25 protein-coding genes and 1 pseudogene are annotated in these 22,253 nt (G+C 59.1%); 8 read left to right on the top strand and 18 right to left on the bottom strand.

The window, feature by feature from the left end; genetic code table 11:
• Positions 1-157: 157 nt before the first annotated feature.
• From N7U68_RS14235 to N7U68_RS14225, 3 genes are read left to right on the top strand one after another with little or no spacing between them, the layout of a single operon-like run.
• Complete coding sequence (locus N7U68_RS14235) at positions 158-760, top strand: 2-hydroxychromene-2-carboxylate isomerase (RefSeq protein WP_263047235.1); 603 nt, start codon at positions 158-160, stop codon at positions 758-760.
• Positions 757-2,652, top strand: coding sequence for a hybrid sensor histidine kinase/response regulator (locus N7U68_RS14230; RefSeq protein WP_165194474.1), 1,896 nt, complete (start codon positions 757-759; stop codon positions 2,650-2,652). The genes N7U68_RS14235 and N7U68_RS14230 overlap by 4 nt, the downstream gene beginning before the upstream one ends.
• Entirely contained in the window at positions 2,652-3,353 is a 702-nt protein-coding gene (locus tag N7U68_RS14225; RefSeq protein WP_263047234.1) for a response regulator transcription factor, read from the top strand. Before N7U68_RS14230 ends, N7U68_RS14225 begins: the two co-directional genes overlap by 1 nt.
• 45 nt (positions 3,354-3,398) lie before the next feature.
• Here the strand turns inward: N7U68_RS14225 and N7U68_RS14220 are convergent, their stop codons facing one another.
• Genes N7U68_RS14220 through ubiA form a run of 4 tightly spaced genes read right to left on the bottom strand, consistent with a single transcriptional unit; the run spans position 3,399 to position 6,905 of the window.
• Positions 3,399-3,560, bottom strand: a complete 162-nt coding sequence (locus N7U68_RS14220) for a hypothetical protein (RefSeq protein ID WP_263047233.1) — start codon at positions 3,558-3,560, stop codon at positions 3,399-3,401.
• Between the two features lie 53 nt (positions 3,561-3,613).
• A complete protein-coding gene (locus tag N7U68_RS14215) occupies positions 3,614-3,940 on the bottom strand; it encodes a hypothetical protein (RefSeq protein ID WP_165194480.1) in 327 nt (108 codons plus the stop codon).
• Positions 3,927-5,861 (bottom strand): OmpA family protein, encoded by a 1,935-nt coding sequence (locus tag N7U68_RS14210; RefSeq protein WP_263047232.1) that lies wholly within the window; start codon positions 5,859-5,861, stop codon positions 3,927-3,929. Before N7U68_RS14210 ends, N7U68_RS14215 begins: the two co-directional genes overlap by 14 nt.
• Before the next feature lie 60 nt (positions 5,862-5,921).
• Complete coding sequence (gene ubiA, locus N7U68_RS14205) at positions 5,922-6,905, bottom strand: 4-hydroxybenzoate octaprenyltransferase (protein WP_263047231.1); 984 nt, start codon at positions 6,903-6,905, stop codon at positions 5,922-5,924.
• A gap of 11 nt (positions 6,906-6,916) precedes the next feature.
• On the opposite strand from ubiA, the gene N7U68_RS14200 reads away from it, so the two are divergent.
• The 3 genes from N7U68_RS14200 to N7U68_RS14190 all read left to right on the top strand — a co-directional run bounded on the left by N7U68_RS14200 (position 6,917) and on the right by N7U68_RS14190 (position 9,642).
• Positions 6,917-7,648 carry a 16S rRNA (uracil(1498)-N(3))-methyltransferase gene (locus N7U68_RS14200; RefSeq protein WP_263047230.1) on the top strand — a complete coding sequence of 244 codons (732 nt, stop codon included), beginning with the start codon at positions 6,917-6,919 and terminating at the stop codon, positions 7,646-7,648.
• The gene (locus tag N7U68_RS14195) at positions 7,645-8,169 is read left to right on the top strand and encodes a hypothetical protein (protein WP_263047229.1); all 525 of its coding nucleotides are present in this window, start codon (positions 7,645-7,647) and stop codon (positions 8,167-8,169) included. The genes N7U68_RS14200 and N7U68_RS14195 overlap by 4 nt, the downstream gene beginning before the upstream one ends.
• Positions 8,170-8,271: 102 nt before the next feature.
• The gene (locus N7U68_RS14190; protein WP_263047228.1) at positions 8,272-9,642 is read left to right on the top strand and encodes a glutamate--cysteine ligase; all 1,371 of its coding nucleotides are present in this window, start codon (positions 8,272-8,274) and stop codon (positions 9,640-9,642) included.
• Positions 9,643-9,676: 34 nt separating this feature from the next.
• Here the strand turns inward: N7U68_RS14190 and N7U68_RS14185 are convergent, their stop codons facing one another.
• The 14 genes and pseudogenes from N7U68_RS14185 to N7U68_RS14120 form a co-directional block, all read right to left on the bottom strand.
• Positions 9,677-10,423 carry an SDR family NAD(P)-dependent oxidoreductase gene (locus tag N7U68_RS14185; RefSeq protein WP_263047227.1) on the bottom strand — a complete coding sequence of 249 codons (747 nt, stop codon included), beginning with the start codon at positions 10,421-10,423 and terminating at the stop codon, positions 9,677-9,679.
• A gap of 32 nt (positions 10,424-10,455) precedes the next feature.
• Positions 10,456-11,415 (bottom strand): flavin reductase family protein, encoded by a 960-nt coding sequence (locus tag N7U68_RS14180; protein WP_263047226.1) that lies wholly within the window; start codon positions 11,413-11,415, stop codon positions 10,456-10,458.
• A 144-nt stretch (positions 11,416-11,559) separates the two neighbouring features.
• The gene (locus N7U68_RS14175) at positions 11,560-12,630 is read right to left on the bottom strand and encodes a DUF1513 domain-containing protein (protein WP_263047225.1); all 1,071 of its coding nucleotides are present in this window, start codon (positions 12,628-12,630) and stop codon (positions 11,560-11,562) included.
• 1 nt (position 12,631) lies between these two features.
• Positions 12,632-13,648, bottom strand: a complete 1,017-nt coding sequence (locus N7U68_RS14170; protein WP_263047224.1) for an imelysin family protein — start codon at positions 13,646-13,648, stop codon at positions 12,632-12,634.
• Complete coding sequence (locus N7U68_RS14165; RefSeq protein WP_165194500.1) at positions 13,645-15,135, bottom strand: di-heme oxidoreductase family protein; 1,491 nt, start codon at positions 15,133-15,135, stop codon at positions 13,645-13,647. Before N7U68_RS14165 ends, N7U68_RS14170 begins: the two co-directional genes overlap by 4 nt.
• 10 nt (positions 15,136-15,145) lie before the next feature.
• The gene (gene bfr, locus N7U68_RS14160) at positions 15,146-15,631 is read right to left on the bottom strand and encodes a bacterioferritin (protein ID WP_165194502.1); all 486 of its coding nucleotides are present in this window, start codon (positions 15,629-15,631) and stop codon (positions 15,146-15,148) included.
• Positions 15,579-15,873: pseudogene (locus tag N7U68_RS14155) on the bottom strand ((2Fe-2S)-binding protein). The gene bfr and the pseudogene N7U68_RS14155 overlap by 53 nt, the downstream one beginning before the upstream one ends.
• Positions 15,874-15,882: 9 nt before the next feature.
• The gene (locus N7U68_RS14150) at positions 15,883-16,911 is read right to left on the bottom strand and encodes a hypothetical protein (RefSeq protein WP_263047223.1); all 1,029 of its coding nucleotides are present in this window, start codon (positions 16,909-16,911) and stop codon (positions 15,883-15,885) included.
• 99 nt (positions 16,912-17,010) lie between these two features.
• Positions 17,011-18,273, bottom strand: a complete 1,263-nt coding sequence (locus N7U68_RS14145; RefSeq protein WP_263047222.1) for an imelysin family protein — start codon at positions 18,271-18,273, stop codon at positions 17,011-17,013.
• Positions 18,274-18,286: 13 nt separating this feature from the next.
• Positions 18,287-18,769 carry a hypothetical protein gene (locus N7U68_RS14140; protein WP_263047221.1) on the bottom strand — a complete coding sequence of 161 codons (483 nt, stop codon included), beginning with the start codon at positions 18,767-18,769 and terminating at the stop codon, positions 18,287-18,289.
• Positions 18,766-18,933: a hemin uptake protein HemP gene (hemP, locus tag N7U68_RS14135; protein WP_165194511.1), complete on the bottom strand. Its 168-nt coding sequence runs from the start codon at positions 18,931-18,933 to the stop codon at positions 18,766-18,768. The genes N7U68_RS14140 and hemP overlap by 4 nt, the downstream gene beginning before the upstream one ends.
• Positions 18,933-19,097, bottom strand: a complete 165-nt coding sequence (locus tag N7U68_RS14130) for a hypothetical protein (RefSeq protein ID WP_165194513.1) — start codon at positions 19,095-19,097, stop codon at positions 18,933-18,935. The genes hemP and N7U68_RS14130 overlap by 1 nt, the downstream gene beginning before the upstream one ends.
• A gap of 231 nt (positions 19,098-19,328) precedes the next feature.
• Positions 19,329-19,811 (bottom strand): copper chaperone PCu(A)C, encoded by a 483-nt coding sequence (locus tag N7U68_RS14125; protein WP_263047220.1) that lies wholly within the window; start codon positions 19,809-19,811, stop codon positions 19,329-19,331.
• Between the two features lie 68 nt (positions 19,812-19,879).
• Positions 19,880-20,248, bottom strand: coding sequence for a hypothetical protein (locus N7U68_RS14120; RefSeq protein ID WP_263047219.1), 369 nt, complete (start codon positions 20,246-20,248; stop codon positions 19,880-19,882).
• Positions 20,249-20,388: 140 nt separating this feature from the next.
• On the opposite strand from N7U68_RS14120, the gene N7U68_RS14115 reads away from it, so the two are divergent.
• Together N7U68_RS14115 and N7U68_RS14110 are read left to right on the top strand one after the other, a co-directional pair.
• Positions 20,389-20,544, top strand: a complete 156-nt coding sequence (locus tag N7U68_RS14115; protein WP_263047218.1) for a hypothetical protein — start codon at positions 20,389-20,391, stop codon at positions 20,542-20,544.
• 1,331 nt (positions 20,545-21,875) lie between these two features.
• Positions 21,876-22,235 (top strand): hypothetical protein, encoded by a 360-nt coding sequence (locus N7U68_RS14110; RefSeq protein WP_263047217.1) that lies wholly within the window; start codon positions 21,876-21,878, stop codon positions 22,233-22,235.
• Positions 22,236-22,253 lie beyond the last annotated feature (18 nt).

Raw genomic sequence — 22,253 nt, 5'->3', positions numbered from 1 at the left:
CTCGCTACCCATCAGAGTGATGCAATTACTCTCAGGGTCAACTTTTTCGTGAACATTTCCCAATCCTAACGAATTGTAACAACCGTGGCGGGGCTTGACATCCGCACACCTCTGCCCGGAATTGAGAGACAGCCGAAACCACATGAGTGTCACTCAAATGACCAAGCCGAAGCTGGAATTCTGGTTCGAATTCGCCTCGACCTATTCCTATCTCAGCGCAATGCGCCTGCCCGCAGCAGCCAGCAACGCGGGCGTCGAGGTGCATTGGCGGCCATTCCTGCTGGGCCCCATCTTTGCAGTCCAGGGCTGGGACACGTCACCCTTCAACATCTACGCCGCCAAAGGCCGCTACATGTGGCGCGACTTGGCGCGCCGGGCAGATCGTCTTGGCCTGACAGTCGAAAAACCCGATCCGTTTCCGCAAAATGGCATCTTGGCGGCTCGAGTGGCACAGATCGCACTGGAACGGCCCGAAGGCATCGACTTCTGCCAGACAATCTATCGCGCGCAATTCTCCAAGGGATTGAATATATCAGACCCCTCCGTGGTTGCGGCCTGTGCAGACGCAGTCGGTCTGCCCGATGGCGTCATTGAGGCGGCACAGAGCGACACAAACAAGCTGGCCCTGCGCCAGACGACAGACGAAGCCACCCGGCGCGGCCTCTTTGGCGCGCCCAGTTTTTTGGTCGGAGATGAGTTGTTCTGGGGCGACGATCGTCTGGAGGACGCGCTGGACTGGGCAGTGAGACACGCACAATGATCAGTCAACAGACCACCGAAATGACGATGGCGGGCCTGAATCTGATCCAGCAGGCGCTGACAATTTATGACAGCGACTTGAATCTTGCAGTTTGCAACCGCCGCTTTCAAGAAATGTTCGACCTCCCCGATGCGTTGGTCACACCCGGTGCAAGCTTTGCCGATACGATCCGCTATCTGGCCCAGCGCGGTGATTACGGTAATGTCGGCGATCTGGAGCAGTTCGTTACCAGCCGGACGCAAATTGCCCGCGCATTCGAGCCACATTACATGGAGCGCACCCGCGCCAATGATCGAACCATCAGCGTCGAGGGTTCGCCGCTGCCGCAGGGAGGTTGGGTAACGGTTTATACCGACATCACCCGCACCAAGCAGCAAGAAAGCCTGCTGCGCACCCGGTCCGAAGAGCTATCCGATCAGCTGGGCGCATATTCCGGCGAGCTATCCGCCGCAAACCGACAGCTGGAGGCCACAGTGACCGCATTGGAAGAGGCCAAGCGCCAAATCACTCAGATCGAGGCCCGCACACGCCTGACCGCTGAAATGATGCCGGCCCACATCTCTCATGTCGGACCCGACCGGCGCTATACGTTTTCGAACCGACGGTTGAGCTCGATCATACCGGGAACCAAGTCCGAGATTATTGGCGAACGCATCGAGGACGCGCTTGGTCCAATAGCATATGCCACGATACGCACCCGGCTGGATCAGGCATTTGCGGGCACCGCATCAGTGTTTGAATTCACGCACGAACCCAGTTCACGACGCATCCGTGCGGCCCTAACGCCGGATACATTACAAGGTGGTGTCTATATCCTGTCAATGGATATCACCGAAGAGGCGCAGACGCGTGCGGCTCTGCAACAGACCCGGCGCCGCGAAGTCGCCGCACAGATGACCAGCGGGTTGGCACATGACTTCTCGAACCTGCTGACGATCATTCTCGGCATGCAGTCCAAACTGGCGCGCATGGACCTGCCTGATACGGCAGACACCTTGATCTCCGCGACACAATCGGCGGCACGGCGCGGCGGAAGCCTGTTGAACAGGATCGCAGACATGACCGGCCGTCGAGAGCACAGCCCGGCACCGACCAACCTGCATGGGTTCCTGTCAGAACTGGACACGTTGGCGCGCTCTGCCCTACCGGATGCCATGGGATTCAATATCGACATGGGCAACATGCCCAACCGGGTGTTGTTGGACCCGGGGATGTTGCAGGATTCATTGCTCAATCTGGTCCTGAACGCGCGCGATGCCTGTGGCACAACAGGTCAGATCACGCTGACCGTTGCCGCAATACAGGATACCTGGATCGATTTCACCGTTAGCGACACTGGTCCGGGGTTCAGCAAGACAGCACTTTCTCGCGCGTTCGAGCCGTTCTTTACCACCAAGGGCGGTGAAGGGTCCGGGCTTGGCCTTGTCATGGTCTATGACATGACCAAACTGGCCGGGGGACGCGCCACGATCGGCAATAGTGACGTGGGCGGGGTTGTCACGCTGCGCTTACCGCTGCGGATCGCCGGGCAGGCCCCGACACAGGGTCTTATCCTGCTGGTCGAGGATAGCGCCGACCTGCGCGACACCGTGCGCGACATGCTGCGCGAAGCAGGCCATAGCGTTATCGAAGCCGCATCCGTGCCCGAGGCGCGTTCGCTACTGGCGCAACTACCCGAGATTTCCGCCCTTCTGTCGGATATCGTTCTGGAAGGCGAGCAAACCGGCGTCGATCTGGCAGCCGTTGCCCCTTGCCCCACTTTTCTGATGACGTCATTACCGCCATCGGATCCACGTTTTGCCGCCGCGGTGGCTGCGGCGCCCGTTTTGCGAAAACCTTTTTCCGCAGCAGAATTATATGCCTTTCTTTCCGCCCCATCGGAGACCACCTAATGAGCGCGCCCCTCGTTACGATCCTCGACGACGAACCCGAAGTGCGACGTATGCTGGCCGACGCGCTGGAGGAGGCCGGTTTTCGCACGCTCGCCTTTGGCCGGGCGACAGAATTTGAGGCCGCGTTAAAAACCACCACGCCCGACATCTGTCTGGTTGATTTGTCGCTGCCGGACCGCGACGGGCTGACACTGGTGCACCGGCTGGCGCTGGAACAGGGCGCGGCAATCATCATCATTTCAGGCCGTGCGCAGGTACAGGACCGCGTGACCGGGCTGGAACTGGGCGCCGACGACTATATCACCAAACCCTTCGATCCTGCCGAGGTGGTCGCACGCATCCGCGCCCGCCTGCGCCGGGATACGCCTGCCGTACCCGCTGCCGACATAGCATTTTTTCAGGGCTGGACCGCCGCATTTGACCGTTTCGTGCTGGTTGACGAAGCTGGTCAGGAAACACCGTTTTCTCATGCCGAAGGCGAAGTTTTGCGGTTGTTCCTTGAGCGCCCCAAGCGCTTGATTTCACGTCAAGCAATGCAAGAGGCTCTCGGAGGGGCCGCAGGAGAAAGCTTTGATCGGGCGATGGATGTGCGTATCTCGCGACTGCGCACCAAGCTACGCGAAGATCCCAAAAACCCCCGCCTGATCAAGACAATCTATGGTGCTGGCTATATATTCCTGTCGGACGTGCGCTGGGGCTGACGCGTTTCGCATTTTATCTGACCCACAGATTCGATGCAAAAGGCTTTAACCGGCGATAGCGGCCTTGATAAACGGTAACGTTGCAGCAGCAGCAATCCCGACAACCGCACCAATGCCCAAACGCATCGGCGCAGCGCCCAAACGTGGCCCCGCCAACCCCAGAACACCGCAGATCATTGCGTAAAACCCAAGTGCAATCAAATCCATGCCGCCCTCCTGCCGCTGTCCCGCAGACATCATAGCACATGGTGCGTCCGTTATCAGCCGTGGCCGGAACGCTCTAGATGGGCGCGCATATGCTCGGCCTCTTGGCGGGCTTCGCGCAGCCCCTCCATTGTCGCCGCCAACTCCGCCTCGGTTTGGCTCAGTTGATTGGTCAACTCTGCCTCGCGTTGCTGCAAATACGTGATCGCCTGATCGCGGGTTTCTTCGGCTTCATGCAGCTCTTGCGCCATGCGGTCCAACTCTCCCATGTCCGAGGACGAAACGCGGATAAAGCGATGAACCAGCCAATTGGCGAACCAGCCCAGACAGAAGGCGACGAAGAGAATGATCGCCGTGGCAAAGATAAACTCAGTTCTGTTCATCGGCTGTGCCTTCTTCTGCGGCGGGGTCATCCGCCGGGTCTTCGTCGGCGTCTGTTTCTTCTTGGCCCGCATCCTCAAGGGCTTCAAGCCCTGTTTCGGTTTCCTCTGTCGTCTCCGGCACAATCAAACGGAACTCGATGCGGCGGTTCGCCTCTCGTCCTTCTTCGGTATCATTGTCAGCGATCGGATTGGCTTCACCATGGCCGACGGCAGAATAACTGCTGGTAAGGATCCGGCGCGCACGCAACGCATCAAGCACGGCGTTGGCACGGGCTTGGCTCAGTTGCTGGTTCATCGTCTCACGGCCCTGACTGTCCGTATAGCCACCAATCTCGATCTGGATTTCACCGCAATTTTCTAAAATTTCGGCAATATCGTTCACAATATCCGCCCCGTTGGAATCGATGGTAGAAGAGCCGGGCTCAAAATTCAGCTTCCTCCCCACTTGCTGTTCGGCAATCAGGGCAATGCATTCCTCAGGTGTGGGGATGCTGGCGACAGGGTCCAACTTCTCCTGATAGGTCACATCAATTTCAAATTGCTCGGCTTCGCCCAACTTTTCTGCCAGAAGCCCGGCAATCTGCGCGCTGGCAGTCTTATGTCCGGTGTTACCCACGACACGCAACATTTCAGGCTCAACGACAACAGCACCGTTCGACAGATATGCCAGTGCCTCCAGCCCGGTCAGAACACGTACCGGCCATTCCGGCGGCAACCCTTCGACAACACGCGCCTTGGTGTAAACGCTGTCAGTCGTGAAACGCGCCTTGGCAAAACTGTCGACGGTTTGACGCAACCGATCGCTTCCCAACCGGCCGCGCAGTTGCACCGAACCTTCAGGCGACAATGTGGCGACGAATTCCGGTGTGACCGGCGCGGAATCATCCGGCGGCGGTGGCAACACGGCATGCAACGCGAACACATCTGGCAGCGCGGCATCCAACTCTCCCACCACATCGTCAAAGGTGTTCTCCGGCGTACCCTGCGCCGCAATCAGGGAAATGTCTGCATCCGCAAAGGTGACACTTCCCCCGCCCAGTTTCGCCACCGCAGATATCGCCAGCGCGCCCGCGCGGCCCCATTGTGGCGTCGGAACACCCAGACCGATCACACAGTCCGCTTCCCCGGTCAGCCCTGCCTTGGTCGCAGCCCCGATGATCTCCTCACTCGAGGCTTCGGTATCGGCAGAACAGGCATCAAAGCGGGCGACGCCCTCTTCGATCAGAAATCTCAGGGTGAATGGCGTGATCACCGGGCGCGGTGCAGACACCTCGACATCCACGATCAGCCGCGCCGGTATTCGTCGGCTCAACTCGGTTTCCAGCTCCAGCTTCTCTTCGATGCTGTCTGTCATCGTTTCGATCGTAACCTGCCCCGCATCAATCGAGATCTTTGCACGGTCAAGCTTGCTCAACGCGCGCACCGAATAATCAATCGCCGCTTCCCACCCTTCGGGCATTGGATAATCGGCCGTCTCCAGCAGGTCGGCAACGTCGTCGGTCTTGGCCGCGTCAGTAATCTGGCGAAGCAGGGCATCACGGTCTGTCGCGGTTGGAATCAGGCCAATCAGCGATAACCCACTGCCATTACGCAGGATTTCGACAGAAAATCGGGGCGGTGCTATATCGGCGGAATCCTCGACCAGCATCTGGTCGATCACCCGCGCTGCATCCACGACGCCACCCGCCACCGACAATGCCCCGAACCGCGTGGCCTCTGTCGGAGCGGTTCCAGCCAGAAAGACCTGAAGCCCGTCGGCGTCCACCTCGGCCCATTCCATACCCTGAAGCTCCAGCGCACGGCGTACTTCGGTGCGGGAATTGTCTTCGATCACAGTCACAGAAAATCCGGCGGCGACCCAGGCGAGGATCGCGGCCAGAACAAATGTTCCAGCAATGGCAAAGATCGAAGACAAGCGCATCAGTGGGCAGCCTTTGTTATGGCACCATAACTCTTTAGGCGGGGCGGGCGATGAGTTCAATCACAGGAACAGCGCGACGGCGAAAAACGGCAGGGGCAACAAACCAGCGTCCCGGTTCGAACGAAAGAGCGCGAGCAAGCGGTTCGTGTCGTCCGGGGCAAACCTCGTCAGTTGCCACAGCATATGCAGGCCAAGCGCCCAAGGGCCAAGCAATGCAATCAGCACCGCTATCGGATCACCCCCACGCATCGCCAGAATGACTGCCAGCGACATCAGCGCGACACTCGCCACCAGAAACCGCCGCAGCCAGATGGGCGAACGCGCACCAAACAATCGCGCAGTGGATTTCACGCCGATCAACGCATCATCCTCGGCGTCCTGATGCGCGTAGATCGTGTCGTAGAACAATGTCCAAGAGATACCTGCAACGTAAAGGATGACCGCAGGCCATTGCAGCTGTCCGGTGTGTGCCGTCCATGCCAGCAGCGCGCCCCAGTTGAATGCCAGTCCCAGAAAAACTTGCGGCCACCAGGTGAACCGTTTGGCGAATGGATAGACTGCAACCGGCAACAGTGACACGATACCCAGCACGATGGCCGCCGGCGGAAAGGTCAGCAAAATACAAAAACCGATCAACGCCTGCGCGACCAGCCAAACCAACGCGCCCTTGACGCTGACTTGTCCCGATGGGATCGGTCGCAATGCCGTGCGTGCCACGCTGCCGTCGATATGCCTGTCTGTAATATCGTTCCACGTACAACCCGCGCCGCGCATTACAAACGCGCCGATACCGCAGGCTATGAACACCCACAGGTCCAGCCAGCGCGCCTGCCCGTCCGACAGCATCGCCAGCAACAGCCCCCACCAGCACGGCAACAGCAATAGCCATGTGCCAATCGGCCGATCAGCGCGGCTGAGCCGCAGATAGGAGCGTGTGCGTTCGGGTGCGAGCCGGTCCACCCAGTTGCCTTGCACCGCATCGGCAATCTGATTGGTTTGGTTTTGTGGCTTCTGGCCCTCTGGTATCGGGTCGGGTTGGGTCATATGTTGCCCCCATGGCTGCGGCAAAGATCAGACTTTATGTAGAGCACCCATTGGGGGCAGGGCAATCGGTTCCGCTGGAACGCGATCAGGCGCATTACCTCTTTGGTGTGATGCGTCAAAACATCGGCGCGCCAGTGTTGCTGTTCAACGGGTGTGATGGCGAATGGCAGGCAGAGGTGACCGAGGCGGGAAAGCGCGGCGGCAGCCTGCGTTGCGACACGCAGACCAAACCACAGCAAAATCCGCCTAACCTCTGGCTGATGTTTGCGCCGATCAAAAAGGCGCGCACCGACTTTATTGTAGAAAAGGCAGCCGAGATGGGCGCGGCGCGCATCTGCCCGGTGCAGACCGAGTTCACCAATTCCGAGCGCATCCGACAGGACCGCCTTCAGGCCCATGCGGTCGAGGCCGCCGAGCAATGCGGCGGCACGTTCGTACCCGAAGTGGCAGAACTACAGAAACTGGATCGTCTGTTGACCGATTGGGGCACAGATAGGAAAATCCTTTTTTGCGACGAGGCACTGGCCGGGCGGTCCTCAGACCTCTTGGTAAATTTCAAAGCGGATGCGCACTGGGCCATCCTGATCGGGCCCGAGGGCGGGTTCTCGCAAGCCGAACGCGCGCGCCTCTCCGCCCTGCCCCATGCCCACGCGATCAGCCTCGGCCCACGCATCCTGCGCGCCGACACCGCCGCCGTGGCGGCCATGACGCTGTGGCAACAGGCATTGGGAGATTGGCGATGAATTTTATCCGCCCCGAAGCATCACAAGCACTGACCCGCTGGCGCGCGGTTATCATTTCAACGTTGATCATTCTGCTGGGCCTCTGGTGGGCGCTGTCCAGTGCAACCCCGATCAGCTGGATCGGCGGGGCCGTGGTCCTGATGGGGGTCGCATCCGCGGCCGCCGCATTGCAGCGCATGCGGTTTCACGCAGGCCGCGACGGGCCGGGCGTCGTTCAGATCGACGAGGGCGCAATTGCCTATTTCGGTCCGCTCACCGGCGGCGTTGTATCACGATCCGAAGTCACGGCACTGGCAATCGACCGATCCGGCAAACCGCCGCATTGGGTGCTTAGCCAACCGGGTCAGCCCGATGTGATGATCCCCCTCAATGCCGCCGGATCGGACGGTCTCTTTGATGTTTTTGCCAGTTTGCCCGGCATCCGAACCGAACGCATGCTGAACGAGATGCGCGCGACCGCTGTTGGCCGGGTGCTGATCTGGCAACGCAATACGCGCCCGGCAACCCAACTGCTGCATTGAAGCACGTCCCTCACGCGCACGTGTGCGTATCACGCTCGCGCCTTGACACCCCCCCGCGTTCGCTTCAGGACTGACCGAACACGCAAAACGGAGGCCTCGCCCATGTCCATTCCCCAGTCCGGTGGCGGGCCGATCGAAGATCACGCACAACTGGCCCAATACCTTGCCGATGGCTGCAAGCCAAAGGCCGATTGGCGTATCGGCACCGAGCATGAGAAGTTCGGCTACTGCAAAGACACGCACAAACCGATCCCCTATGCGGGCGAACGCAGCGTGCTGGCGGTTCTCGAAGGGTTGCGCGACCATCACGGCTGGGCCCCGGTCACCGAGGATAGCAACCTGATCGGGCTGGAAAAAGACGGCGCGAATGTGAGCCTTGAACCCGGCGGCCAGCTAGAGCTGAGCGGCGCACCGCTAGAGACAATCCACGAAACCTGCGATGAGGTGAACGCACACCTGCGCGACGTCAAGGACATCGCCGACAAGGTCGGCGTCGGCTTTATCGGGCTGGGCGCGGCGCCAGAATGGCACCATGACGACATGCCGCTGATGCCCAAAGGCCGGTACAAGCTGATGGACGCCTACATGCAAAAAGTCGGCACAATGGGCCGAACCATGATGCGCCGGACCTGTACCGTGCAGGTCAACCTTGACTTCGCCTCCGAGGCGGACATGGTTCAGAAATTCCGTGTCGCACTGGCCCTGCAACCAGTGGCAACCGCACTGTTTGCCAATTCACCGTTTTTCGAAGGCCAGCCCAACGGGCACAAATCGTGGCGCAGCCGCGTTTGGCGCGATCTGGACGCAGACCGCACCGGCATGCTGCCTTTTGTGTTCGAGGACGGTATGGGGTTTGAACGCTATGCCGATTACGCCCTCGATGTGCCGATGTATTTCGTTTACCGCGACGGCAAATACATCGACGCACTCGGGCAATCCTTTCGCGACTTTCTGCGCGGCGAACTGCCCGCACTGCCGGGGGAAATGCCGACCCTGTCAGACTGGGCCGATCATCTGACAACCGCCTTCCCCGAGGCGCGGATCAAGAAATTCATGGAGATGCGCGGTGCCGATGGCGGCCCGTGGCGACGTCTCTGTGCGCTGCCCGCATTCTGGACCGGCATCATGTATGACCAGTCCAGCCTTGATGCCGCCACCGACCTGATAAAGGGCTGGACCGCACCGCAACGCGAGGCGCTGCGCATCGCCGCCAGCGAGGACGCGCTTGCCGCCGAAGTGGACGGGATCAAAATGCACGATCTGGCCCGCGAAGTTGTCGAGATCGCCAATGCCGGGCTAATCGCGCGCGCGCGCAGCGGTGCGGACGGCCTGATTCCGGACGAAACGCATTTCCTCAACGCCCTGCGCGAAAGCCTCGACAGCGGTCAAGTGCCCGCGGATGAACTTCTGGCACGCTACCACGGCGAATGGGGCGGCGATCTGGGTCAGATCTATGACGAGTTTTCATACTGACCGGATGGGTGTGGCGTGCCGGGCTAAATCCGGCCTACGACCGCAGCGCCGGCAGGCCGATTCCGGTCGCCTCGAATCCGCCATCAGATGCGATGATCTGACCGGTGACGAAACTGGCCTTGGCCGAACATAGAAAACAGATGACCGAGGCAATCTCGTCCTCGCTGCCATAGCGGTTCAGCGGCAGCGCATCGTGATAGGCGGCAATGATTTCCGGCGAATGCACCGCCATCGCCAGCTTAGTCGCCACCGGACCCGGACAGACGCAATTGGCCCGCACACCGTATTCCCCCAACTCTACCGCTTGCTGCTTCGTGAGGTGCATCACCGCTGCCTTGCTGGTGCCATAGGCCACGCGCAAAGTACTGGCCCGAAGGCCGGAGATCGACGCGATGTTCACTATCGCCCCCTTGGCGGCTATCAGTGGCGCCCGCAACGCTTGGCTCATCAGGAATGTCCCGTCCAGATTGGTCTCCATGACGCGCCGCCACCGAGCGAAATCGGTTTCGGCGATCGGGCCAAAATCGGCCACCCCCGCATTATTCACCAATGCATCAATACTGTGCCCCGCAACGATAAGGTCCGCCGCCATGCGGTCCACCTGATCCGGTTGAGAGATATCGCACAGCACTGGCTCGGCATTCTCCAGCGGTGCGGCGGCCTCTGCTAGCGCCGCTTCGTCGCGGTCAATCATCACCACGCGCCACCCATCTGCCAGAAACTGCTGTGTGGTGGCCAACCCGATACCGCGCGCGGCCCCTGTGACGACGGCAGTTTTCATCTCGCTCTCCCTTGCTCTGCAATCATCTGCACCTATCGCGCAGTTTTTCCCGCCGCCGTGGCGGCATGCACGGTCCCCTGTTCTGCATCGCCTTGATAGATGCCGAACTGGCCGTGCTTGTACTCTTGCCGGTATCGCGCCAGCATTGACCGCTCGGGCGCGCTTTGCACATCATCAAGCGGAATATCCTCCAAGGGTAGATATACCATCCCCTCAGGTGCCGATCCCTCAACAGTACCGTGATAGATGATGGCATGCTGGCCATGCCGCGCATCCTCGTAAACCGAATAGAGATGATCGAGCTGCGCCGAAAGCCCTAGGTCACCAAGATGCCCCACAAGTCCCGACAGACTGCCCGCGCCCACCGGCGCGACCGGTACGCTGACATGCCCGGCAGCATGCCGGCACAGCAACAACGCGCCGTCCTTTTCCATGATCGCGCCGATCCGCATACCACCCTGCCCGGCGGCAGCATTCGCCAGCCGATCTTCCAGCCCGATCGAAAAATAGCTGCCCCGGTGATAGCCCAATGGCGCACCCCCACGCATTTCAAAACTGATCACGCGCCCGACCACGACCACATGATCGCCCGCATCCATCTGTGCATGATGTGTACAAACAAAGGAACAAAGCGACGCAGGCAGAATTGGCACACCTTCGGGGCCGGAATGCCAATCGACCTGATCGAACTTATCTGGTGCGCGCGACGCAAAGAGGCCGGACACGTCGCGCTGATCTTCGCTCAATATGTTCACGGCAAAATACGGCGCGGAACAGAATGTGCAGCAGCTATGCGCGGTCTTGGCAACACAGATCAACAGCAACGGCGGATCGAGCGAAACAGACGTAAAGGAATTGGCCGTGAATCCGCGCGGCGTTCCATCCTCCTGCACTGTGGTAAGGACGGTGACACCGGTGGCAAAGCTACCAAATGCATCGCGCAGCGCGCGTTTGTCAGCTTCTGCCATCGGCACAGGTTCCGTGTCTGCCATGCTGTCCTTTCGCGCTGCCGCCTGTCGTCGATCTGCTATTGCCACTATGGTAACGGGCGGGGGTTTGGCAGCAATCAGATAATGCGCCCCGGTGGCACGGCATCCGCCAGATGGGCCTTTGAACCACAGGTCTGGCTGGCCGCTTCAGAGTGCAACCAGATGGTTGTCCCATCGCAGGTCCATTCGCCCGACGGGCACCAGACGCCCGTCCACGACCATCGCCAGCGCGCCTGTGCCCGACGACACCAGTACGCCCGCGCCCGAAGGTGCAGCCCCACAAACATCCATCACCGGCAAAGACGCCGCCCAGCCCAACGTATCGGCGTCAAAGCCCAGCACCATGTTTCCACGCGGCGATGTGACAATCACCGCCCCGTCGTCAGGCGCAAAGGCAATGCTGCCGATATATCCCTGCATCTGCCGCCATTCCGCGTCCGGGGCCGTCATAATGCGCGGCGTGCTTCCTCTGGCGTGCAATCCGACCAGCGGGGGCGCTTCGCCTTTGCCCTGCCACTGCATCCCGAACGCGACTTGCCCGCGCGCGGATACTGCCAGATGGCGGATGGAATTGCGGTGCCATTGCTGCGGCTGTTCTGCCGTCTCAATCACCTGACCATCCTCGATATAGCTGAGGTTCGGCCGCATGGTTACGATGTTCAGCGGTGTCCGGCCCGTATCGGGATGCGTGTCGATCCCACCATTGGCAACCACCAGAATATCGGTGCCGGGCAACCGTTTTATGTCATGCGGGCCTATTCCGCCGCTGGCGATGTCACCTGCACGCACGTAACTGTTCATCGCGTCCCAGATACCAACGCGCCCCTGCCCCGCTGCATAGTCATTCTCAGTTGTAAAGAGCCAACGACCATCCTGCGAAAAGACACCATGGCCGTAGAAATGCCGCCCGGCAGGTGCGTTTAGCGTCGCCATCGGCATCCCCGTCGCGCAATCAATCACCACCGCAAACGTGCCGGGTCGACGAGCAAATGCGATCGCCTCGGGCCGATCGGGATGCGCCGCCGCGGCGTGGCCGCGCGCGGGCAACCGTATCTGAAACAGCTGATCACCCGCCCGCCCGATGCCGCACAGGGCATAGCCGCCATCCGCCAAGGCCGCCGCGGACAGGAACGCAGGCGCGCCAGCATCGGCCCAAGTCGCGCGTGGAGCCAATCCCGTGGCCAGAAGCCCCGCCAGAAATCCCCGTCGGCTGGTCACATCAATCCCCATCCAGCGCGTTGAACCCGGCCGACACGCCCAGTCTGGGGCCCAGTTCGGCGGCGACCAGATCGCGAATATCATCCACCGCTTGCTGCACGGCCTCGATACGAATACGGCTTTGTGGCGCGGCTACCCCGGCAAAGATCGGATCATCCAACCCGGCGAGCCGCTCTTTTGCATGATCGAATGCCGCTGCCAGACGTTCCGCCAGATCGGCGTCCTCTCCGGCCAACCGCACCGCCAGATCCTGCAAGGCGTCCAATGACAGCGCCACATGGCGCGCCGACCGTCCGGATCGCCAAACTTCGGCGCGCTTGGGGCGTGGGCGGTCAAATGTGCCCAACGGACGCCCCAGACGTGCATCCGATGTAAACTGCAGCCCCGTCGTCAGCGACTTGTAAATCACCTGCAACGCCTCGTCATCGCTGCGATATGGCCCGGTTGCAGAGGGTGTTATCAACCTCGCCGCATGTTCCGTTTGCCACTCTCTGTCGATCTCGTCCGCGGTGGCAGCGATATCCGCAGCTAACGTGCGCGTCAGAGTACAACGGTAATCCGCCGATCCAAGGCTGCTGATCGCAGGATCGAACAGCAGAAATTCCAGTGCATAAAACCCTCGTGCCGCAATAGACACATCTCGATAGACTTGCTCGGTTTGCGCGACCGCATCCTCAGAGGTGATTAGTCCACTCAGGGTCTTGGGCGTTGCCCCGCGGCTGTCGGGCCAGAACGCCAGCGCATAGCCACGGTCCGCATCTTCGGTCGGACCGAAACGCAAATGGCTGGCAGCGATCCAGGCATCGAATGCCTCGCCATAGGCTGCGCGCAACGACTCCGACCCGGCCACGCAGTTGTCCTGCGCCGCAGAGGCCAATGACTGCGCCTTACTCGACAGCACATCGAACCGCGGCAAGATATGTTCGGTCACCACATCCTCAGTTACAGCCCCGGCGGCCTGTGCGGCCAATGGTCCGGGCGTCAACGCCATCAGGCAGACAAAAAGCAGACGTTTCATAGGCTCTCCAGAAATCGGATCAAGGCAGCACGGTCAGCAGCGGGCATCTCGACAACAGCATCGCGCGCGCCCTGAGCCTCTCCACCATGCCACAGAACCGCCTCCAACAGCGACCGGGCACGTCCGTCATGCAGAAAATAGCTATGCCCACTGACCTGTTCCGTCAGACCAATCCCCCACAGCGGCGGGGTACGCCATTCATACCCGGTCGCGCGCACTTCAGGTCGGTGGTCGGCCAACCCCTCGCCCATGTCATGCAGCAATAAATCGGTATAGGGCCAGATCAGTTGAAAGCTCTGCTCGGGTTGGTCACGCAGACGGTGGGTGACAAAGCTGGGTGTGTGGCAGGCGGTGCAGCCGGTGGTGTAGAACACTTCCTTGCCACGCAAAACCTCGGGATCGTCCACGTCACGCCGCTTGGGCACAGCAAGGTTGCGACTGTAAAACGTCACCAGTTCCAGCCCCTCGGCGTCAATCTCGTACACACGATCATCATCGGCGCCGTTTGGTGCAGCCATACAGTCAGCCTGTAAATCCGTGCACTCGCCCGACGCCGCCGCAAAGAGCGGGTTGGAAATGCCGATATCACCGACAAAGGCCGAGGCCGATTGCTCTCGGATCGTGGGATTACCTGCCTTCAGACCAAACCGGCCCAGCATCGGCTGGTCGAATTCCGTGGACCAAACAATGTTCGCACGGCCCGAAATGCCATCGCCATCCGCATCATCAGGGTCAGCGCCTGCCACAATGTCCGCCGCTGGAACGGCCTCCAACAGCCCGAGGCCAATCATCTGCGGCGCGACACGCGGACTGAGCATCGCATCAGGATGCAGCGGCCCATAGCCCAGATCAGCGGCTGTAAATGTCGGCTGTCGCAGCGTTGCGACCTCTCCATCCGACAGGGGCACCGTCACCTCTTCATAGGTAATTTGCAGGCGATATTCGGCGGCATGACCGGGCAGACTGAAATCCTGCAATTGCGATCCGTAAGTCGGCTCTGGCAGGGTCGCGATATAATCCTCGATGCCTGCAATCGCGTCCGCCTCTGTGCCCGGAATAGACACCCTCAGGAACATCGACACGGCGCTATCCTCCGGCCCTTCGGGTGGATGACCGCGCCCGTCCTTCAGGTGGCAACGCTGGCAGGAACGCGCATTATAGAGCGGTCCCAACCCGTCCGAGGCCAATGTGGAGGACGGCGACGATACCCAGAGCTTGCGAAACAGGCCATTGCCGACCTTGAATTTCAGCTCGTCCTCAAACGCAATGTTGCCGGACGGTAACGAGAACGCGTCGGCATTGGTGCGCGCCCGGACTGTGGCGGCCCCGGCTGACATCTCCTCGAACGGAGCAGCAGCATCAAAACTTGTTACCGGCGCAGTCACATCGGCAATGCGCGCGGCCTCTTGCGCAGTGCGCGGGATAATATCCAGATGCGGCTCGGCCAGCGGGTCGGCGTGCACGGCGGCCCCACAGAGGACCGCCATACAGAAAAGGCTACTCTGCCTCGTCCATTTTGGATGCATTGAGTTGGGCATATTTTTCTTCGCCAAGTTTTTCGACCAGATCAAGCTGGGTTTCCAAGAAGTCGATATGCCCCTCTTCATCGGTCATCAATTCTTCAAACAGGTTTTTGCTGACAAAATCCCCGACGGATTCGCAATGCTGTCGCGCTTTTGCATACAACTCACGCGCCTCATGCTCTGCGGCCAGATCACATTCCAGCGTTTCCTTGGGCGTCTGACCAATACGCAGTGAGTCGAGCTTTTGCAGGTTCGGGTGCCCACCCAGAAACAGAATGCGTTGGATCAGCTTGTCCGCGTGGTGCATCTCTTCAATGCTTTCCTCGCGTGATTTCTTGGCCATATGGCCCAGCCCCCAATCTTCTTGCAGGCGGAAATGCAGCCAGTACTGGCTCACTGCGGTTAGCTCACTGCGGAGTGCACTGTTCAGATATTCGATAACTTTCGCGTCGCCTTGCATGCTTGGGTTTCCTGTGTTTGTCCGCGCCGAAGGCCGCGGAGGGTCATGGGGACTTCCAGGTTAGCGTTTTTGCGCATGGTGGCCAGAAAAAGCGGCATACATCCGCCGCAATCCGCCGCTTTTCCCAATGCGCGATAAACTTTGCCGGGCGTAATGAGGGCTGCCGCATCAGCAGCCCTCATCCAGTCGATCGCCGCGTTGATTTCGCGATCAGATATGCTTTGGCAATGGCATACGATCATGTGACACCTTTAGAATTCGTATGTAAGGACCGAGCCGAGTGTGTGGTTGCGGTCCCCCGCCTCGCGGCCATAGCGATAACCGATTGTGGTGGACAGACTATCGGTAACCGGCACCTCGACGCTGAGCGTCGCCAGATGGTCCGTCGGCGCATTCTGGATGTCGCGCACCGCATAAACACCCGATACCGTCGCCGGGCCGACCGCAAAAGCCGCGCCAAAGGTTGCGATGGTCGCATCGGCCCGGACACCTCCGAACGCATCAAAATACGCCACCTCGCCGAGCAGCTCGACAGGGACCGATGACCCTTCGCCCAATACATAAACGACACCGGCAACAAAGCCCGTTTGGTCCGTGACATCACCGACACCTCGTGCCTGATTTTGAATGCCGATATTGTAGGCAGTGTTACCGACCTCACCCATAAGGCTAAGGGCGAAGGATTCCGGATCGCTGGTGTTGGACACGCCACCCGCAGACAGATTGTTCTGTGGTCGCTTGCGGCCCAAAGACTCGCTAAAGATTGACCGGTCCGCGTTGAACGCGGCAAAGGACAGCACATGCTCGCCAACCCCGAGCGGCAGCGCGATGTTGATCGCTGCACCCACCCGCTCTGTCAGCTGATAATCCTCGGCAAAATCCGCGCCATAAAGACCCGGCGCCAGATCCCATGCGGCGCCGAATGCGGGGTTGAACTTGCCCAGCACCACTTCTGCCGGGCCAAAATCATGCGCAAAATACAGCTCTTCCGCGTATAGCCCATGATCCTCCAGAACCCGATCTTTTACAGCCCCGATAATCGGTTCAATCACCAAGGACGCATTCACCGATGTCCGCGACGTGATGGCATAGCTCAGCGCGCCATTGATGGTCATGTAGGTATCGTTCAGTTCGTTCGCCGGGTTCGAGGAATCGAACAGCACGTCACTTTGCAATTCGATGCTGCCCTCCCAAGTAAAGCGACCATCTTGCGCATTTGCCGTTCCGGCGCTGGCCAATAAAAGGCTACCAAGCCCGGCGATTGCTATCGTTTTATTCATCGGGTTTCCGTTTTCTATTTTAAGTTTGTCTTGAGTTAATCGTCCGAAATTCACCCTCTAGTATGTTATATCATAACATACTAGAGGGATTGCGACAGACTACTCAAAAACCGCGCCCGGATTGTCCAGACTGTCAGAGCCTTCAAAGCCAATGTGATCAAGGCCCAGCACCGTCACGACACGTTCGATACTGCGGGTTTGATCTATCAGGCCGTTCACCCCACCCATCACCAGTTCTTCGCCTGCGGTATTGCCGCGTTCCAGCATCTGGTCATAGGCAAAGCCAGCCTCGGCAGCCGTCTTGATCCGGCCGAGCGCCATCATCGTCGCCGCCAGCTTTTCTTTCATCTCTGCGTCCAGCGTCGGATCTTGCTCTGCCACCAGATCGGACAGGGACGCACCCTTGACCAGTGTGCCATCCGCACGGACATACTCGCCCAGATAAACATTCTGGATGCCCAGACCGTCATAGTAGTGGCTGTTGTGAGTGTTATCCGAGAAACAATCATGCTCTTCCTCGGGATCGTTCAACATCAACCCCAAGCGCATCCGCTCGCCTGCCTGCTCACCATACGAAAGCGATCCCATACCCGTCAGGATCGTTGCGATCCCCGCCGCCTCATTTTCGGTCAGGGCCACACGCGCCGCGCCATCCTCGGCCCATTGTGCCGCCATCCAGTCCAGATCAGACACCAGCAGTTCCGTGACCGCGCTCAGATAGGCCGCACGGCGATCACAATTGCCCCCGGTACAGGCATCACCCGATGCGTAATCCGTCCATGGGCGCGCGCCCGCACCATCACCGAACCCGTTCAGGTCCTGACCCCACAGCAGAAACTCAATGGCGTGATACCCGGTCGCCACATTCGATTCGACACCATCCGCCTCGTGCAGTGTCTCTGCCAGCAATGCAGGCGTGATCGCCGAGGCATCCACAGTCGTCCCCGACAACGTAAAGCTGGGGTTTGCGACCACGTTCAGCGCCGCCAGCATATTTTCGTCCGTGGCCCCGCCATAACCGGAATCGACATAGTCAATCAGACCTTCATCCAGCGGCCAAGCGTTCACCTTGCCCTCCCAATCGTCAACGATCGCATTGCCAAAGCGATACACTTCGGTCTGCTGGTAGGGAACGCGCGCCGCGAACCACGCTGCTCGCGCGGCTTGCAAGGCCTCCGCAGAAGGGTCAAGGATCAACGCCTCAACGGCATCCTGCAACTTCTGCGCCGATGTCAGGCTGTCTTGGTACTTTGCAGCGGCAATGCTGGCATAGGTGTCCAGAACGGCCGATCTCTCTACGGCGAAGGCAGAGGTCGCGCATCCCAATGTTAGTGCGGCGGTCAGCGATAGCATACGTCTCATGTGGAATTCCTGGTTAGTGAAGTGTTGCGTGATCATGCCGCGTTGGTGCGGTCAGTTTTTCCGAAGGGCACAAGCGCATACGTCGGAATGCGATGCCAACATTGTGAGCAAGCGCAGCCATTTTGTCCGCCATTGCCGGGCGGATCATCAGCGTCGCGATCAGCGCCGCGTCATCATGCGCACCGTCCGCTGCCGTGGCGATAAGGTTGGCAAAACACGCCTCATCCGCACCCAGACACTTGCATGTCATCGCATGACGAACCAACGGCCTGCGCCCGTATTGAGTGCACATGCTGCAAAGTTGGGTAAAGGCATTTGCGGCCCGCTCGCCCTGCGCCGCGCCCAGCATGGCAACGAAGTCATTTTCAATATCAATCTTGCCATCTGCTTTGGCGCACCAGAGCCGCAGATAAATCACGGATGCGGCCTCGATACCGCCCAACTCCGCAAGCAAACCGACCGGCGCGCCTCCGCGTTTTGTCTGTGCCGTAGTCATTTGGTCAAAATCAGCTTGCCTGCCCGCGTGATCCGCAGGGTGTATATCTGGTCGCCTAGGATGATCTGGGCCTGCTCTCCGCCCTGCGTCAGATCGCGAGCGTCATAGGCGGGCAACTGGGCGGCGGTGGCGGTGCGATTCTGGGGTGGGGTATGAAACGACATCACTGACTGCTCTGCACTGCATCAAACCGGTCAAAAACCCATTCCAGACTAAACCCCTCCATGACACTCGCCTCGTGCAACAGCGATGCAATTTCAGTGCGGGCGGGAGCCATGACAGAGGCACACCGGACAGGTTCATTGAATCTCTGAATCACCTTTGGCATTGGAGAAGTCCTTTCATTTTTTAAATGTCGGGCTTCCCCAGATAAAACCGGGGTGGCTAGAGCGATCTCCATTACCTGATAGATTCCATCGGATATGTCAATCCGACAATTTCAGTCAGATTAAGAATGCCATCGCGATGTGTTTGCCAATCACTGCACGAAAAAACCGCCGGCCATTGGCCGACGGCTTGTCATGCTCTATCTAAACCAGTTCAGACAGAACGCCTGTCGTCAGTCAGACGCGCCATGGGTCGAATGGTCTGTGCTGTGCCCGGTGCGCTCTTCAACGTTGAACTTGACGTCGATCTCACCAGACTTTTCAAAAACAAGTGTCGCAGGGATCGCCTCGCCGACCTCGAACGGGTCACCACCAAGGCCCATGAACATGACGTGCATGCCCCCCGGCGCCAGCGTTACGGTTTCACCGGCAGGCAGGTCGATCGCCTCAAGATGAATCATTCTGGCAACGCCGTCCTTTTCTTCTGTCGTGTGCAACTGAACTTTGGGAAAATCAGCCCGCACAGCAATCAGTCGGTCTGCGGTACTGCCGGTATTGGTAATTGTCAGATACCCACCGCCAGACATGGCCGTTTTGGTGGTCTCGAACGCCATCGGATGATCAATGACCAGATCACCCGCCTTGAATTCATGGGCGATGGCCGGGGTGCAGACAAAAGTGAGGGCCGCAAGGATCGCGAAAGTAGTGCGTTTCATAGGGGAACTCCGTGGAAACAAGACCAGATAACACTGGCCAAAAAAATGTGAAAAGCAGGCCGAAGAAATCAGGCGCGTGGCGGCGCGCGCGTCAGCCGTGACAGGTCGAGATCCACATGCGGCGCATAAACATACTGCGCCGAGATCCGCTTACCCGTTGGTCTGAGATATGTTTCGTTCAGCACTGAGGCCATTTCGGGCAGAATGGCAGCACCAGTCAGACGGCAAGCCTCGCACGCTTGTCCGGCTGTGCCCTTGCCACCCCGTACATCGCCACAAATATCCGAAAGCGTTCCACCAGCGGACAGATACGCCAGCAGACCCAGGTCGCGCGGCGCTGAGGTGCCCCGATGCGCAAAACCGATGGCCGCCAGCGCGACGCATAACACCGCAAAGCCAAAGTAACGCATGCCAAGGTGATGGGTCATTTTGCTCATACGCCCTGAATACCGGGATCGCCCTCCCCTTTCAATCACCTCCACCGCCCCGAGACGCCGTGCCACAGGCGCTGAACTTTCCGGTCATGTGACGAGAAGAAAAGTCGACATATTGCGGTTTACAGAAGCCACCGCTTCTGGTGATCCGGCAAGCGCGCAGCATTGCCCGAAAACTGATTTATCGTGTCTCGGTGGTGTCCAAATGGGGCATCGCAGAAGGCATGTGTGTCGCCAATCCTGCAACTGCCGATGCGCTGGCTTTGCCGCGCATGGAACGCAATTCGCAGCACCATTAGGCGCTGCCTTATCTTGAGATGACCAGCGATGATCGACACAAGCGTACGATACTTCGAGCACTCATTCGCGGACTGATCGGTTTCGAACGTGCCATCGGACTTTTTGCGGCAAAACCCAATTTTCGAACCGGCTCAGGCGGATCCTGTTATTTTTCGTCCAATGTTTACTGCGGGGGACGGCTTTGTCTCGGTTCTTGCTTTACCCTCGGATGAGATGCTTGCCTTGGCAGACACAAAAACTAGACAAGCAGTGGGCTTGTCTCGCCTGATCGAAACGTCAAAAGCGGACTACAGCGCATTTACGACCCTGAGGTTTTTTGCCGCGATAGATCTTAAACGCACAATACCAATTCAGAAGCGGAGCCTCTGCGGCGCGCAATTGCTTATCTTGCCAAAGATATCAAGTGACGCATCAAGCTAGCCACGCCATTACCCAGAGATCATCACGCGCGCGTGAACTGCTCAACAAAACGCCGTACCGCCGGGTAGCTTCGATCCCTGACATCCATCCAAACCCGCGCCGCGAGAAAAAGCCGCGGCGGGTTAGACCATACCCGCTTGGGGAGGACGCTCATAACCTCTCTTTGCAAGCGTGGGGATAATTCTGCCCAGAACGCTGGGTCAGATACCCCTAGATTGTCTCCGGGTTTCTCCTGCCCGATTTGACCGGTCAGAAAGCGTTTGATGTTGTACGGGTGCCCGCCACTTCAACGCGCGCATCATGCTTCAGGCAGCGTGTGGCGCCGCGCAGGGCGGGTGCGGAGCAGGGAGCGCCGTCTCGTCGCCTGCTACGACATCTTGGGGCTGCGCGCATGGCGGAAAGCCCCTTGTCTCGACCCAGTGCCGTTAGATTTTCCTGCGTAGGTTTCCCCCGCCGCCACGTTGGTTGACTGGTACGGGCCGCTTCTGCCACTGAGGCTAAGAATCTGGCCTTCGATCATTCAACAGTTATCAACTGGGTTAGCCGGCATGACCGCCCCTATAATCGAGAGTTTGGCTCCGAATAGACGTAGCATGGGCAATCCGCTTTCTGCCTTGTATCATGATATCACGGTTAAGATATGCATCAGCTATTGCAAAGCCAGCTTAGATCGACAGAACCCGTCATTTGATGAAGAGGGGCTGATGTCGGCTTTGAACTCTTGGCTACTATGTAGCGGTCGCTGACTTTCTGCATATGAAAGGATTGCGCCAAGTGCGAACGGCCAAATCCTGCCGTTGGTTCAATTGGTAATAGCTGCGGCGCAGCTCCCCCAAAACGGACCCTGAAACGCCCCCCCTTTAATCGAAGGAAGCGATGCATATCTCGCATCTAAAGCTGGAGGACGGGTATGGCGCTCACAATGAATATGGATTCAAAGAAAGCAGAGTTGTTGCTGCGGTCAGCATTATTGGATGATGCAAGCAACGTGGGAGAAAGACTCGCTGCTTTGAGCGCTGACATCAAGGTCGATGATGACGGCGATGCGTGGATAACGCTGGACATGGACCTTTGGCCCGAAGACAAAGAGTCCCCTGCAGCCGAGGCCATTGCAAAAATGCTTTGGTTGGAAATCGACTGGTCGGTGACAGAAGGAACCTTTCCATTTGCCTGGCCTAGTCTCAGCGAGCACTCCGACAAAACGACGACCTACTTCACGATGGTGCTGGATGCTTATGGCGGGCAGACGCCCGACAAGGGCACCAAGTAGTCACGGCCCGAAGCCGAC

It is taken from the genome of Roseovarius pelagicus (genome assembly GCF_025639885.1).
In the GTDB taxonomy this organism is placed as follows: Bacteria; Pseudomonadota; Alphaproteobacteria; order Rhodobacterales; family Rhodobacteraceae; genus Roseovarius; species Roseovarius pelagicus.
The sequence above is the reverse complement of the archived record's forward strand: the minus strand, read 5'-3'. Positions and strand labels throughout refer to the sequence as shown.

What these genes read in the sequence shown, in the direction of transcription:
- N7U68_RS14235 (WP_263047235.1), top strand. Translation starts at nt 158, where the DNA reads ATGACCAAGCCGAAGCTGGAATTCTGGTTCGAATTCGCCTCGACCTAT.
- N7U68_RS14230 (WP_165194474.1), top strand. Translation starts at nt 757, where the DNA reads ATGATCAGTCAACAGACCACCGAAATGACGATGGCGGGCCTGAATCTG.
- N7U68_RS14225 (WP_263047234.1), top strand. Translation starts at nt 2,652, where the DNA reads ATGAGCGCGCCCCTCGTTACGATCCTCGACGACGAACCCGAAGTGCGA.
- N7U68_RS14220 (WP_263047233.1), bottom strand. Translation starts at nt 3,560, where the DNA reads ATGGATTTGATTGCACTTGGGTTTTACGCAATGATCTGCGGTGTTCTG.
- N7U68_RS14215 (WP_165194480.1), bottom strand. Translation starts at nt 3,940, where the DNA reads ATGAACAGAACTGAGTTTATCTTTGCCACGGCGATCATTCTCTTCGTC.
- N7U68_RS14210 (WP_263047232.1), bottom strand. Translation starts at nt 5,861, where the DNA reads ATGCGCTTGTCTTCGATCTTTGCCATTGCTGGAACATTTGTTCTGGCC.
- ubiA (WP_263047231.1), bottom strand. Translation starts at nt 6,905, where the DNA reads ATGACCCAACCCGACCCGATACCAGAGGGCCAGAAGCCACAAAACCAA.
- N7U68_RS14200 (WP_263047230.1), top strand. Translation starts at nt 6,917, where the DNA reads ATGGCTGCGGCAAAGATCAGACTTTATGTAGAGCACCCATTGGGGGCA.
- N7U68_RS14195 (WP_263047229.1), top strand. Translation starts at nt 7,645, where the DNA reads ATGAATTTTATCCGCCCCGAAGCATCACAAGCACTGACCCGCTGGCGC.
- N7U68_RS14190 (WP_263047228.1), top strand. Translation starts at nt 8,272, where the DNA reads ATGTCCATTCCCCAGTCCGGTGGCGGGCCGATCGAAGATCACGCACAA.
- N7U68_RS14185 (WP_263047227.1), bottom strand. Translation starts at nt 10,423, where the DNA reads ATGAAAACTGCCGTCGTCACAGGGGCCGCGCGCGGTATCGGGTTGGCC.
- N7U68_RS14180 (WP_263047226.1), bottom strand. Translation starts at nt 11,415, where the DNA reads ATGGCAGACACGGAACCTGTGCCGATGGCAGAAGCTGACAAACGCGCG.
- N7U68_RS14170 (WP_263047224.1), bottom strand. Translation starts at nt 13,648, where the DNA reads ATGAAACGTCTGCTTTTTGTCTGCCTGATGGCGTTGACGCCCGGACCA.
- N7U68_RS14165 (WP_165194500.1), bottom strand. Translation starts at nt 15,135, where the DNA reads ATGGCGGTCCTCTGTGGGGCCGCCGTGCACGCCGACCCGCTGGCCGAG.
- bfr (WP_165194502.1), bottom strand. Translation starts at nt 15,631, where the DNA reads ATGCAAGGCGACGCGAAAGTTATCGAATATCTGAACAGTGCACTCCGC.
- N7U68_RS14150 (WP_263047223.1), bottom strand. Translation starts at nt 16,911, where the DNA reads ATGAATAAAACGATAGCAATCGCCGGGCTTGGTAGCCTTTTATTGGCC.
- N7U68_RS14145 (WP_263047222.1), bottom strand. Translation starts at nt 18,273, where the DNA reads ATGAGACGTATGCTATCGCTGACCGCCGCACTAACATTGGGATGCGCG.
- N7U68_RS14140 (WP_263047221.1), bottom strand. Translation starts at nt 18,769, where the DNA reads ATGACTACGGCACAGACAAAACGCGGAGGCGCGCCGGTCGGTTTGCTT.
- hemP (WP_165194511.1), bottom strand. Translation starts at nt 18,933, where the DNA reads ATGTCGTTTCATACCCCACCCCAGAATCGCACCGCCACCGCCGCCCAG.
- N7U68_RS14130 (WP_165194513.1), bottom strand. Translation starts at nt 19,097, where the DNA reads ATGCCAAAGGTGATTCAGAGATTCAATGAACCTGTCCGGTGTGCCTCT.
- N7U68_RS14125 (WP_263047220.1), bottom strand. Translation starts at nt 19,811, where the DNA reads ATGAAACGCACTACTTTCGCGATCCTTGCGGCCCTCACTTTTGTCTGC.
- N7U68_RS14120 (WP_263047219.1), bottom strand. Translation starts at nt 20,248, where the DNA reads ATGAGCAAAATGACCCATCACCTTGGCATGCGTTACTTTGGCTTTGCG.
- N7U68_RS14110 (WP_263047217.1), top strand. Translation starts at nt 21,876, where the DNA reads ATGGCGCTCACAATGAATATGGATTCAAAGAAAGCAGAGTTGTTGCTG.